Source organism: Blautia luti (genome assembly GCF_013304735.1).
Lineage (GTDB): Bacteria > Bacillota > Clostridia > Lachnospirales > Lachnospiraceae > Blautia_A.
In genome coordinates, this window is the sequence record NZ_JAAITI010000001.1 from 68107 (window position 1) to 81629 (window position 13523).

10 protein-coding genes are annotated in these 13523 nt (G+C 45.9%); all 10 read left to right on the forward strand.

Annotated elements, in window-relative coordinates:
* Positions 1-7 precede the first annotated feature (7 nt).
* Complete coding sequence (locus G5B06_RS00340) at positions 8-1303, forward strand: stage II sporulation protein P (RefSeq protein WP_303009270.1); 1296 nt, start codon at positions 8-10, stop codon at positions 1301-1303.
* Positions 1304-1385: 82 nt separating this feature from the next.
* Positions 1386-3194 (forward strand): translation elongation factor 4, encoded by a 1809-nt coding sequence (gene lepA, locus G5B06_RS00345; RefSeq protein ID WP_173761770.1) that lies wholly within the window; start codon positions 1386-1388, stop codon positions 3192-3194.
* 11 nt (positions 3195-3205) lie between these two features.
* Positions 3206-3562: a hypothetical protein gene (locus G5B06_RS00350; RefSeq protein ID WP_148445041.1), complete on the forward strand. Its 357-nt coding sequence runs from the start codon at positions 3206-3208 to the stop codon at positions 3560-3562.
* A complete protein-coding gene (hemW, locus tag G5B06_RS00355) occupies positions 3552-4688 on the forward strand; it encodes a radical SAM family heme chaperone HemW (RefSeq protein ID WP_148445040.1) in 1137 nt (378 codons plus the stop codon). Before G5B06_RS00350 ends, hemW begins: the two co-directional genes overlap by 11 nt.
* Positions 4689-4845: 157 nt before the next feature.
* On the forward strand, positions 4846-7695 hold the full coding sequence (gene uvrA / locus G5B06_RS00360) for an excinuclease ABC subunit UvrA (RefSeq protein WP_173771102.1): 2850 nt from the start codon (positions 4846-4848) through the stop codon (positions 7693-7695).
* 174 nt (positions 7696-7869) lie between these two features.
* Positions 7870-8853 carry a rod shape-determining protein gene (locus tag G5B06_RS00365; RefSeq protein ID WP_148445038.1) on the forward strand — a complete coding sequence of 328 codons (984 nt, stop codon included), beginning with the start codon at positions 7870-7872 and terminating at the stop codon, positions 8851-8853.
* 50 nt (positions 8854-8903) lie between these two features.
* Complete coding sequence (locus G5B06_RS00370; protein WP_173771103.1) at positions 8904-11144, forward strand: ATP-dependent RecD-like DNA helicase; 2241 nt, start codon at positions 8904-8906, stop codon at positions 11142-11144.
* Between the two features lie 33 nt (positions 11145-11177).
* Positions 11178-11885, forward strand: coding sequence for a ComF family protein (locus G5B06_RS00375; protein WP_244092610.1), 708 nt, complete (start codon positions 11178-11180; stop codon positions 11883-11885).
* A gap of 90 nt (positions 11886-11975) precedes the next feature.
* The gene (locus tag G5B06_RS00380) at positions 11976-12410 is read left to right on the forward strand and encodes a hypothetical protein (RefSeq protein ID WP_173771104.1); all 435 of its coding nucleotides are present in this window, start codon (positions 11976-11978) and stop codon (positions 12408-12410) included.
* Complete coding sequence (locus tag G5B06_RS00385) at positions 12407-13513, forward strand: hypothetical protein (protein ID WP_173771106.1); 1107 nt, start codon at positions 12407-12409, stop codon at positions 13511-13513. Before G5B06_RS00380 ends, G5B06_RS00385 begins: the two co-directional genes overlap by 4 nt.
* The last annotated feature ends 10 nt before the right edge of the window (positions 13514-13523 follow it).

Below are 13523 nucleotides of genomic sequence, written 5' to 3' on the forward strand. Positions count from 1 at the left end.
ATCGTGGGTGACGAATATCCAGAGGGCATTCTGCGTGTTTTTGAGTCTGATCTTTCTGTGCGTTGTGGCTGCGCTTACGGGAGATTTTTTTAAGCATGGTGAGATATACAGACAGCTGCCGCTGTATTGCTTTCTGGAAAAGAAAGCTCTGCAGGAAGAGACTGGAAGGGACCGGGAAACGGAGATGCTTTTGAAGGAAAAAAATGAGGAGCATCTGGGCGAGGAAGTGGAAGCGGAGAACCGGAAAGAGCAGGAGGCACTATTGATGGCTGAGGTGGAAGAGGCAGAGAAGAAAGAAGAAAAGCAAAAAAAGGAAGTGCAGAAGTCAGAGGAGAAATCTGCTGACAGTACAGAAAATAAGAAGGATACCGGTGTGGAAAATAAAGAACCGGAAATTACGAAACCGGAAATTACCCAGATGGAGATCACTCCGGCGGGCTCTGATGCGGCAGAAAAGAAAGCTTCCGTCGAAAAAACGGTGAAAGAACAGGAAACAGTGGCAGTTCCGCATCCGCAGATTGACTTATCTCCTGCAAAACTGGCAGATTTTGATTATGTGATGAATCAGTTTTTTATTCTGGATTCCAATACGGAGACCAATGCACAGCAGATCAGCGGAACACGATTTCTGGGGGAAGATCTGTCCATAAAACAGGACAGTAAAGTACCGCAGATTTTGATTTACCATACCCATTCCCAGGAAACATTTGTGGATTCCAGGGAAGGAAAGGAGGAGGATACCATTGTGGGAGTGGGAAATTACCTTACGGACCTTCTGGAGGAAAAATATGGTTATCAGGTAATTCATGTGACGGATGCTTTTGATATGATGGGTGGAACCCTGGATCGGAGCAAAGCTTATGATTATGCGAGGATATCCATAGAAAAAGTTCTGGAAGAAAATCCCACCGTCGAAGTTGTGATTGACCTTCACAGGGACGGAGTGCCGGATGACCGCCGTCTGGTAACAGAGGTCAACGGGAAATCTACCGCCCAGTTGCTTTTTTATAATGGATTAAGCTATACCGTTAATCAGGGGGCAGTAAGCTATCTGCCCAATCCTTACATAGAAGAAAATCTGGCATTTTCCTTCCAGCTGGAATACCAGGCAGCACAATATTATCCGGATCTTTACCGGGGAATTTATCTAGCAGGTCTTCGCTATAATCTGCATCTTAAACCCCGTGCGTTGCTTCTGGAAGCCGGAGCACAGACCAATACCGTGGAGGAAGTCCGAAATGCAATGGAACCTTTTGCAGATATCTTAAACAGAGTCCTGAAAGGCAGTGACAAAGAAGACTAAAATATGATATGATAAAGAGCAGTATGGATAAATATGCGTTCCCAACGCTTTATACGAGAGAAATTTAAGGAGGACTTCCTGAATGATAGACCAGAGTAAAATTCGAAATTTTTGTATCATTGCACATATTGACCACGGTAAATCAACACTTGCTGACCGTATTATTGAGATGACGGGACTTCTCACAGAAAGAGAAATGCAGGCCCAGGTTCTGGATAACATGGAACTTGAGAGAGAGAGGGGAATTACTATTAAATCCCAGGCCGTTCGTATTGTATACAAAGCCAAGGATGGAAATGAGTATATTTTTAACCTGATTGATACCCCCGGACATGTAGACTTTAACTATGAGGTTTCTCGAAGCCTTGCGGCCTGTGACGGAGCCATTCTTGTTGTGGATGCTGCCCAGGGAATTGAGGCGCAGACGCTTGCCAATGTATACATGGCACTGGATCATGACCTGGATGTGGTTCCGGTGATCAACAAGATCGACCTTCCAAGTGCGGATCCGGAGCGTGTTATTAATGAAATTGAGGATGTAATCGGAATTGAAGCCCAGGATGCACCACAGATTTCCGCAAAAACAGGACTGAACGTAGACCAGGTTCTGGAGCAGATCGTCAATAAGGTTCCGGCTCCGGAAGGAGATGTGGACGCACCGCTGAAAGCCCTGATTTTTGACTCCGTTTATGATCCTTATAAGGGCGTTATCGTATTTTGCAGAGTGAAAGACGGCCGTGTAAAAAAAGGCACGAAAATCCATATGATGGCGACCGGATTTACCACAGAAGTTGTAGAAGTGGGATATTTTGGTGCAGGTCAGTTTATTCCGTGTGATGAGCTGACCGCGGGTATGGTTGGATATATCACAGCCAGTATCAAGAATGTCCGTGATACCCGTGTGGGTGATACGGTAACGGATGCGGACAATCCCTGTGCGGAGGCACTTCCGGGATATAAGAAAGTTAATCCTATGGTTTACTGTGGACTTTATCCGGCAGATGGAGCCAAGTATGGCGATCTCCGTGATGCACTGGAGAAACTTCAGCTCAATGATGCTTCTCTTTATTATGAACCGGAGACATCGGTTGCCCTTGGATTTGGATTCCGCTGCGGATTCCTGGGACTTCTTCATCTGGAGATCATTCAGGAGCGTCTGGAGAGAGAATATAACCTGGATCTTGTAACCACAGCACCAAGTGTTATCTATAAAGTTTACAAAACCAATGGCGAGATCATTGAGCTGACCAATCCGACCAATCTTCCGGATCCTTCTGAGATCGAGTACATGGAAGAGCCAATGGTGAAGGCTGAGATTATGGTAACCACCGAGTTCATCGGTGCGATTATGGATCTCTGTCAGGAGAGACGAGGCCAGTACGAAGGCATGGAATATATGGAAGAAACCCGTGCACTTCTGAAATACAGATTGCCCCTCAACGAGATCATCTACGATTTCTTTGATGCGCTGAAATCACGTTCCAGAGGTTATGCATCTCTGGATTATGAGCTGGACGGATATGAGAGAAGTGAGCTTGTGAAGCTGGATATCCTTGTAAATAAGGAAGAAGTGGATGCACTTTCCTTTATTGTCCATGCGGACACTGCATATGAGCGCGGCAGAAAGATGTGCGAGAAGCTGAAAGATGAAATCCCGAGACAGCTCTTTGAGATCCCGATCCAGGCAGCCATCGGAAGCAAGGTTATTGCCAGAGAGACCGTAAGAGCTATGCGTAAAGACGTTCTTGCCAAGTGTTACGGTGGTGATATTTCCCGTAAGAAGAAACTTCTGGAGAAACAGAAGGAAGGTAAGAAGCGTATGCGCCAGGTAGGTAATGTGGAGATTCCGCAGAAGGCCTTTATGAGTGTTCTGAAGCTGGATGATAAATAGGAGATGACTTTTTGAAAAAAAATATAAAACGGCTGTTTCTGGCAGCAGGACTTCTGACGATGACAGGAGTTCTGCTTACCGGATGTGGCTCAAAGAAGAAAAATGCGGAAGATGAGAGCGTGATCAAAATCAGTACAGTGCCGGAGCCTACTGTTACGGTGGCGCCCCAGGAGATAGATCCGTCTGCGGTAACTACCAATGGAAGTCTTAAGATGGTAAATGAATATCTTGCAGAGAATGGCGGGGAGGCGCTTGGCATAACTGATGTGACGCCAACACCGGCAGCTTCTGACGGAAGTGCAGACAGTACAGGTGATTCCGGTTCAGATACTTCCGATAATGGGGAAGGAGCAGCAGATGGAGAATAAGGCAAAAAAGCCCCTGGAACTCTATGTTCATATTCCTTTCTGTGTGAAAAAATGCGATTACTGTGATTTCCTTTCGGGACCTGCAGGAAAAGAGCGGCAGGCGGAATATTTTCGTGCTCTTGAAAAAGAAGTGGCGGCTGTTTCGGATTTTCCGGATCGGGAGATTACCACAGTTTTTATCGGAGGAGGAACGCCCTCCGTACCGGAACCTGCGTTTATTGCAGGTTTAATGGATCAGATCAGAAATAAGTTTTTTATGGCCCCGGATGCTGAGATTACCATCGAAGCGAATCCGGGGACTTTATATAAGGAAAAACTTCAGGAGTATCTGGAGCACGGAATTAACCGGCTGAGCCTGGGTCTGCAGTCACCACAGAACCGGGAGTTGAAGATTCTGGGACGGATTCATACCTGGGAAGAATTTCTGGAAAGTTTTTTCATGGCAGAAGAAGCAGGATTTACGAACATCAATATAGATCTCATGAGTGCGATTCCGGAGCAGACATATGAAGCCTGGGAAAAAAATCTCCGCACAGTGGCAGAACTTTCACCGGAGCATATTTCCGCATATAGCCTGATTGTGGAGGAGGGAACGCCTTTCTGGGAACGGGAGCTGAAACTTCCGGATGAGGACACCGAATATCGCATGTATGAGGATACTGCCGCAATTCTGGGGGAATACGGATTTCATCAGTATGAAATTTCCAATTATGCAAAAAAAGGCCGGGAATGCAGGCACAATAAGGGATACTGGCAGAGAACCGATTATCTGGGATTTGGACTTGGCGCATCTTCACTTCTGAATCATGTGCGTTTTTCCAACACAGATAATATGGAAGAATATCTCAGAAACAGCGCATTTCCGGAAAAAATTCGCCGGAATGTGGAAGCCCTCACCAGGGAAGATGAGATGGCAGAATTTATGTTTCTGGGGCTTCGTATGACAGAAGGGGTATCACTGCGTGGATTCAAGGAATATTTCGGGGAAAATATGGAGAATATTTACGGCGAGGTTCTGAAAAAGCACCGGAATCTTGGTCTGCTGGAACAAAAAGACGGCAGGATCTTTCTGACCAGACGGGGAATTCACGTGAGCAACGGGGTGATGGCAGATTTTCTCCTGTAGCGGATTTTGTCGATTTTTTCACCTTGACGAACGAATGTTCTGATTGTATACTGTAAAAAACAAACAGAAATTTTACAGCAGAATGAGAGACAGATATTCTGCTATAGAAGAAAATACCGGAAGATTTTTATATGGCCGGGCAGAGTAGGAGGCTTTCATGTCAGCAGAAGTGAACGATAAGAAGCGTTTTATCAGAATACGTGGAGCGAATGAGAATAATCTTAAGAATCTCAGCGTGGATATTCCCAGAGACCAGTTTGTGGTACTTACCGGGCTCAGTGGATCCGGTAAGTCATCCCTTGCGTTTGATACGATCTATGCGGAAGGACAGAGGCGTTATATGGAATCTCTTTCTTCCTATGCAAGACAGTTCCTTGGACAGATGGAGAAACCGGATGTGGAGAGCATCGAGGGACTGCCTCCTGCGATTTCCATTGATCAGAAGTCAACGAACCGGAATCCCCGTTCTACTGTGGGAACTGTAACGGAGATCTATGATTATTTCCGTCTTCTGTATGCCCGTGTGGGAATTCCACACTGCCCGAAATGTGGAAGAGAGATCCGCAAGCAGACCGTAGACCAGATGGTAGATCAGATTATGATGCTTCCGGAGCGGCAGAAGATTCAGCTTCTTGCACCGGTAGTCCGTGGTCGGAAGGGAACACATGCCAAGCTTCTGGATCAGGCCAGAAGAAGCGGATATGTAAGAGTACAGATTGATGGAAGTCTGTATGAACTTTCAGAAGAGATCAAGCTGGATAAGAACATTAAGCATAATATTGAGATTGTTGTGGACCGTCTCATTGTGAAACCAGGAATTGAGAAACGTCTTTCCGATTCCATTGAGACAGTACTGGAACTGGCAGACGGCCTTCTCGTAGTAGATACCATGGACGGGAAACTTCTGAACTTCAGCCAGAGTTTTTCCTGCCCGGACTGCGGAATCAGCATTGATGAGATCGAACCGAGGAGCTTTTCTTTCAATAATCCCTTCGGTGCCTGCCCGCAATGTCTGGGACTTGGTTATAAGATGGAATTTGATATTGACCTGATGATTCCGGATAAGAAGCTGAGCATCAATGAGGGAGCAATTGCAGTTCTCGGATGGCAGTCCTGTACAACACAGGGAAGTTTTTCCAGGGCGATTCTGGATGCCCTTGCCAGAGAATATGATTTTTCCCTGGATACACCGTTCTGTGAATACCCGAAGAAAATTCAGGATATTCTCATCAACGGTACCGGTGGCCATTCGGTGAAAGTTTATTATAAAGGCCAGCGTGGGGAAGGAGTCTATGATGTGGCATTTCCGGGACTGATCCGGAACGTGGAACAGAGATACCGGGAGACCGGTTCTGAGACCATGAAGCAGGAATATGAGAGTTTTATGCGTATCACTCCATGTAATGCCTGCAAGGGCCAGCGACTGAAAAAGGAATCTCTGGCAGTGACTGTGGCAGATAAGAATATCTATGAAGTGACCAATATGCCGGTGGAGAAACTACAGGGCTTTCTCCATGACCTGAAGCTTTCCAGCCAGCAGGAGCTGATCGGGAAGCAGATCCTGAAGGAAATCCGTGCCAGAGTAGGATTTCTGGCAGAAGTTGGGCTGGAATATCTTTCTCTTGGAAGGGCTACCGGAACCCTTTCCGGAGGCGAGGCGCAGAGAATCCGTCTTGCAACACAGATTGGTTCCGGCCTTGTGGGAGTTGCCTATATTCTGGATGAGCCAAGCATCGGACTTCATCAGAGAGATAATGACAAGCTTCTCGGAGCACTGATGAGGCTTCGGGATCTTGGTAACAGTCTGATTGTGGTGGAACATGATGAAGATACCATGCGTGCGGCGGACTGTGTGATTGACATTGGCCCGGGTGCCGGAGAACATGGCGGACAGCTGGTTGCCATGGGTACGGCCGAGGATCTGATGAAGAATGAGAATTCTGTAACCGGTGCCTATTTAAGTGGAAGACGGAAGATCCCGGTACCGGAAGTGCGGAAGGAACCAACCGGATTTCTGACAATCAAAGGAGCGTCCGAGAACAACCTGAAGCACATTGATGTGGATATTCCACTGGGAGTCATGACCTGTATCACCGGTGTTTCCGGGTCCGGTAAGAGTTCCCTGATTAATGAAATCCTCTATAAGAGACTGGCGAGAGATCTGAACCGTGCCAGGGTGATTCCCGGAAAGCATGATGATATCCTGGGAATTGATCAGCTGGATAAGGTAATTGATATTGATCAGTCTCCGATTGGAAGAACACCACGTTCCAACCCTGCAACTTACACCGGCGTTTTTGACCAGATCCGTGATCTTTTTGCGGCAACTGCAGATGCCAAGGCCAAGGGTTACAAGAAAGGACGTTTCAGCTTTAATGTCAAGGGTGGACGGTGCGAAGCCTGCAGTGGAGACGGAATCATCAAGATTGAGATGCATTTTCTGCCGGATGTGTATGTGCCTTGTGAAGTCTGCAAGGGAAAGCGTTATAACCGCGAGACACTGGAAGTGAAATATAAGGGCAAGAGTATTTATGATGTGCTGAATATGACGGTGGAAGAGGCGCTGACATTTTTTGAAAATGTTCCTTCGATCCGCAGAAAGATTGAGACGCTGTACGATGTCGGCCTTTCGTATATCCGTCTGGGACAGCCGTCCACAACTCTTTCCGGAGGTGAGGCACAGCGTATCAAGCTTGCCACGGAGCTCAGTAAGCGAAGTACAGGAAAAACAATCTATATTCTGGATGAGCCGACTACAGGGCTGCATTTTGCAGATGTGCACAAACTGATTGAGATTCTGCGCCGCCTGTCCGAAGGTGGAAATACGGTTGTGGTTATTGAACATAATCTGGATGTGATCAAGACGGCTGATTATATTATTGATATCGGCCCGGAGGGCGGTGACAGAGGCGGAACGGTAATTGCCAGAGGAACACCGGAAGAAGTGGCGGCAAGCCCGGTTTCCTACACCGGTAAATATGTGAAAAAATACCTGGAGCAGAAATAACCGGTAAAAGTCCTTTTCAATTCCGATGGTTTTGTATATAATGAAGTGCGGGAACTTTCCGGCAGATGCTGTGAGATTATGCAATATCTGCGGGAGAAAGATATAGAAGAGAGAACAGAACAAGTCAGAAGATGCGTTGGCAGAAGAACAGTGCAGACGCAGGCGGGAGGATTTATGCCGGCAAAAGATATCGGAATCGATCTGGGAACCAGAAACAGTCTGGTGTTTTCCACAGGCAGGGGAATCGTTTTGAGAGAGCCTTCTGTGGTTATTTATGATAAAGATACAGAGAAAATCAGAGCTATCGGAGAAGAGGCCAGACAGATGGCAGGACATCTGTCATCCAACATGGAAGTCATATGGCCGATCCGCAGAGGCGTGATTGTAGATTATAATGTAATGGAAAAGATGCTGAAATATTTTATTTCTCAGGCCATGGGACGGAGAGCTTTTCGGAAACCGAGGGTCAGCATCAGCGTGCCAAGCGGCATTACGGAAATTGAGCGTAAGGCTATGGAAGAAGCTGCATATCAGTCCGGAGCCAGGGAGGTTTTTCTTGTGGAAGAACCGATTGCTGCCGCAATTGGAGCAGGTGTGGATATCACCAAACCTTTTGGAAATCTGATTGTGGATATTGGTGCGGGAACTACGGATGTTGCGGTTATATCTGTAGGAGGCGTGGTAGTTTCTGCATCTGTGAAGGTTGCGGGAGATAATTTTAACCACGCAATTATGAATTATGTAAGAGAGAAGCACAGCCTTTTTATCGGAGAGGATGCTGCGGAGAACATTAAAATCAAAATCGGGACGGCCAGCGAAGAGGCAGATCTTAGGACTATGGAAGTAAAAGGCAGAAACATTATCACAGGACTTCCCAAAGTTGCCACACTGACTTCGGAAGAAATCCGTACTGCCCTGCGGGAAGCTACCGGACAGATTGTGGAGGCAGTTCATGGTGTCCTCGAAAAGACACCACCAGAACTGGCTGCAGATATTATGGACAGAGGAATTGTTCTTACAGGTGGTGGAGCTATGCTTCATGGCATGGATGCACTGATTGAACAGAAGACAGGTGTAAGCACGCTGACTGTGCAGGATGCCATGCTTGTGGTGGCTGCCGGAACAGGGAAATATGCGGAAATCATGTCGAGAATGTAAAGGTTAAGGCGCTGCAGCAGCAGTGCCTTTTGCTTATAAAGGAGAAGAAAATGAGCGAAACAGTTACAGGATATATAGATCATGTGATTTTCCGGAATGATGATAATGGATATACGGTTATGGTGCTGAAGGGGCTGGAAGAGGAAAAGGAGCTTACCTGTGTGGGAACATTTCCTGCAATTACGCAGGGAGCGTCCATTGAGGCGATGGGAAATTATATCACCCATCCGGTATATGGCAAGCAGTTTCAGATTTCCTCCTATGTAGAAAAAATGCCGGAAGATGCGCTGGCAATGGAGCGATATCTGGGGTCCGGAGCAATCAAGGGAATTGGTGCGGCACTTGCGGCAAGGATCGTGCGGCGTTTCGGGAATGACACCATGCGGATTGTGGAAGAAGAACCGGAGCGTCTGGCAGAGATTAAAGGTATCAGTGAAAAGAAAGCACTGGAGATTGCGGAACAGATGACAGAAAAGGCAGATATGCGCCGGGCCATGGTTTTTCTGCAGAAATATGGAATATCACTGAATCTGGGAGCGAAGATTTACCAGAAATACGGGCAGTCTGTATATGGAGTTCTTCAGGAAAATCCATATCGCCTTGCAGAGGATATCAGTGGGGTAGGATTTCGAATTGCAGATGAGATTGCTTCCAGAATCGGCATCCATACAGATTCAGATTACAGAATCCGAAGTGGAATGTTGTATACTCTCCTACAGGCTTCCGGGGAAGGACATATTTACCTTCCAAAAGAGGAACTTTTTTCCAGGGCATCCAGGCTTCTGGGTGTGGATGTTTCCTACATGGAAAAACATCTCATGGATATGGTTGTGGACCGGAAACTGATTCTGAAGGAAACAGAAGAAGGGACAGTGGTTTATCCTACACATTATTATTATCTGGAACTAAATTCTGCAAAAATGTTATGTGAACTGAACATTCTCTGCCCAGAGGATGAGCAGATGATGAAAAAACGGATCTCCAGAATTGAAAAAGAGACAGGGACAGAGCTGGATGAGATGCAGAGACAGGCAATGGCAGCTGCCGCCCAGCATGGATTATTTATTCTTACGGGAGGTCCTGGAACCGGAAAAACAACCACAATCAACGCAATTATCCGGTATTTTGAAGAAGAAGGGGCAGAGCTGCGTCTTGCGGCACCTACCGGCCGTGCTGCAAAAAGAATGACAGAAGCCACCGGCTATGAGGCGCAGACCATTCACCGACTTCTGGAACTGAATGGACTTCCGGAAGGAGAACAGGATGGAAGAGCGGTTCATTTTGATCGTAATTCTGAGAATCCACTGGAAGCAGATGTTATTATTATTGACGAAATGTCCATGGTGGATATTTCTCTGATGTATTCACTTCTTCTTGCGGTAACTGCAGGGACCAGGTTGATTCTGGTAGGGGATGAGAATCAGCTGCCAAGCGTTGGACCGGGAAATGTGCTGAGGGATATTATTCGCAGTGGATGTTTTCCGGTGGTTGAGCTGAAGAAGATTTTCCGGCAGGCGTCAGAGAGTGATATCGTAGTAAATGCCCACAAAATTAACCGCGGTGAACAGGTCACTATCAACAACAAAAGCCGGGATTTCTTTTTCCTGAAACGGTATGACGCAGACATTATTATCCGGGTAGTGATTGCCCTGATTCAGGAAAAACTTCCACGCTATGTGGATGCCAAACCTTACGAAATTCAGGTTCTGACCCCTATGCGGAAGGGCCTTCTGGGAGTGGAAAGACTGAATCAGATTCTTCAGAGATATCTGAATCCGCCGGATGAGAAGAAAAAAGAAAAAGAAATCGGGCAGCGCCTTTTCCGCGAAGGTGACAAGGTAATGCAGGTGAAGAACAACTATCAGCTGGAATGGGAGATTCTTGGAAGATATAAGATACCGGTTGACAAAGGCGCCGGGGTATTTAACGGAGATACCGGTATCATGACAGAAATCAATGAGTTTGCGGAAACCGCAACTGTGGAATTTGAGGATGGACGTCAGGCGCAGTATTCATTCAAGCAGCTGGAAGAGCTGGAACTTGCCTATGCGGTTACCATACATAAGTCCCAGGGTTCGGAATATCCGGCAGTGATTATTCCGATACTTTCCGGACCGAGAATGCTGATGAACAGGAACCTTCTGTATACAGCAGTAACCAGAGCGCGGAGATGTGTTACTGTGGTTGGAAGTGAGAATACCTTTGCGGAGATGATCCGTAACGAGAAACAGCAGCAGAGATACAGTTCCCTGGATAAGAGAATCCGGGAACTGGACGAATTGGAAGCTTAAGCAGGAGAGCGCCATCGGGGAGAAAGGACTTTCTTGAAAAAAACAACAGAAATTCTACTGGATATGCTTTATCCGAAAAAGTGTCCTCTGTGTCATCAGATACTGAAAGAAAAGAACAGTTTGGTCTGCCCAGACTGTTTCCAAAAAGCCATGCCAATGAAAGAGCCCCTGTGCATGAAATGCGGAAGACCGGTAAGGATGGAAGAAGAATACTGCCAGGATTGCAGAAGCGGAGTTCATCATTTTACAGAAGGAAGAAGTATTTTTCCCTATGGAGAAATCTGGCGTCAGTCACTGGTACGGTTCAAGTATTATGGATGTCGGGAATACGGAGACTTCTACGCAAAAGCCATAAGTATTTATGGAAGACAATATCTGGAACGCTGGAAACCGCAGATGGTTGTGCCTGTACCTCTGCATTCCAGAAAGAAACGGATGAGAGGGTTCAACCAGGCGGCATATCTTGCAGAGAGGGTCAGCTGTTTTACGGGAATTCCGTGGAGTGACAATCTGGTAATTAAGATCCGGAACACGAAATCCCAGAAAAAACTTAATGCGTCCCAGAGGAAGAAAAACCTCAGAAACGCATATCTGGTAACCCGGAAAATTACCGGTTTCTCTGTACTGGTGGTGGATGATGTTTATACAACAGGAAGCACAATGGATGCCATGGCAATGTGTCTTCAGGAGGCAGGAGCAAAGGATGTTTATTTCCTTACAGTATGCGCTGGAAAGGCGTGAAAGAGCCGAAAAAACACTTTTCATAGGTAGGGAACTATGCTACAATAAATTTGATTGCAGTTAAATAAGAAAGCTTATGAGGAGTTATTTATGGTAAATGAAGAAAAGGTGAAGATCATGAATCGTCTTGCCATGTATGAGCATGGAGAAGGCAGGAAATATCTTCCGGTAAGCAGGTTTTACCGGAGTGATTATATTGGTCTTGCACTGATCAAAAATTTCTTTCTGGTAACCATCGGTTATGCGCTGCTGCTTGCCGGAATTGCTGCGTATTTCAGTGAATATCTTATGGACAATGTGAATAAGATTAATCTGGTTGCAGTAGGAATTTATGTCATAGTCGGTTACCTGATCGTACTTATTGCGTATTCAGTACTGACCTACATCCAGTATTCTGTAAAATATTACCGTGCCAAGAAGAGCGTAAAGGAATATTATCAGGATCTTACCAGACTGGAAAAAATCTACGGACGGGAAGAGAAAAGAACTCCTGCCCGGAGAAATGCAGGAGGACACAGAAAATGACAGCTTTACTTGAAATGAAACAGAATATCAAGAGATTTTATGGACAATATGAAGTATATATATTGCCGGTTCTGAAGTTTGCCCTGGCGTTTGTCTATTTTCTCTGGATTAACAGCAATATGGGCTATATGAAACAGCTGGATAATATTTTTGTAATCCTGATTCTGGCACTGGTTTGTTCAATCCTTCCTACATCTGTAATGATGTTTATCGGATTTGCGATGATGATCGGACACTGTTATGCAGTAGGTGTTGAAGTTGCGGGATTTATGCTTGTGCTGATTCTTTTTATGATGATTTTGTTCCTGAGATTCAGCAAATCACAGAATCTGGTGCTGATTCTGACACCACTTTCCTTTGGGTTCAGCGTTCCGGCCCTTCTTCCGTTAAGTGCGGGTCTGCTTGGCAGCGCTGTTTCAGCACTTCCGGCAGGATGTGGAGTGGTGATTTATTATTTTATCCGTTTTGTTCATGCACAGTCTGCGGCGCTTAGTGATCAGGGAACGGAGATTGCAGAGAAACTGAAACTGCTTTCTGACGGACTTGTCCAGAACTGGGCGATGTGGATTACCGTAATAGCATTTGTTGTAGTCGTTCTGCTGGTGAATCTTCTCAGAACGAGAGCTTTTGACTATGCATGGAGAATAGCAATCATTGTAGGGGGCGTGACATATATTCTGATTATCCTTGCCGGAGATTTTTGCCTTGATGTGACCGTATCCATGATACCGATGATTTTTTCCACCGTGGCTTCGGTTCTTGTTGGATTTGTGCTGGAATTTTTTGTATTTGGCGGAGATTACAGCAGAACAGAACGGCTGGAATATGAAGATGACGAATATTATTACTACGTAAAGGCTGTTCCGAAGGCTTCCGTATCAACTTCTGAGAGGAGTATCAAGAAGATTAACGCAGAGCCTGTACGAGAAGAAAAGAAGAAAGAAGACAGGGTGGTTTTCCGGGATGAGGATTTTTCAGAACGTAAAGATCCCAGAAACGTATCAAGAATGGAAAATTTTGAAAATACAGTAAGTGAGAAACCCCAGGAAATTGATGAGATTGATTTCGAAAAACAGCTGGAAGAATCACTGAAAGACCTTTAAAAATTTTAGG

Bases quoted from the DNA above. Each gene is read 5' to 3' on its own strand.
- lepA (WP_173761770.1), top strand. From the start codon at position 1,386: ATGATAGACCAGAGTAAAATTCGAAATTTTTGTATCATTGCACATATT.
- hemW (WP_148445040.1), top strand. From the start codon at position 3,552: ATGGAGAATAAGGCAAAAAAGCCCCTGGAACTCTATGTTCATATTCCT.
- uvrA (WP_173771102.1), top strand. From the start codon at position 4,846: ATGTCAGCAGAAGTGAACGATAAGAAGCGTTTTATCAGAATACGTGGA.
- G5B06_RS00365 (WP_148445038.1), top strand. From the start codon at position 7,870: ATGCCGGCAAAAGATATCGGAATCGATCTGGGAACCAGAAACAGTCTG.
- G5B06_RS00370 (WP_173771103.1), top strand. From the start codon at position 8,904: ATGAGCGAAACAGTTACAGGATATATAGATCATGTGATTTTCCGGAAT.
- G5B06_RS00380 (WP_173771104.1), top strand. From the start codon at position 11,976: ATGGTAAATGAAGAAAAGGTGAAGATCATGAATCGTCTTGCCATGTAT.
- G5B06_RS00385 (WP_173771106.1), top strand. From the start codon at position 12,407: ATGACAGCTTTACTTGAAATGAAACAGAATATCAAGAGATTTTATGGA.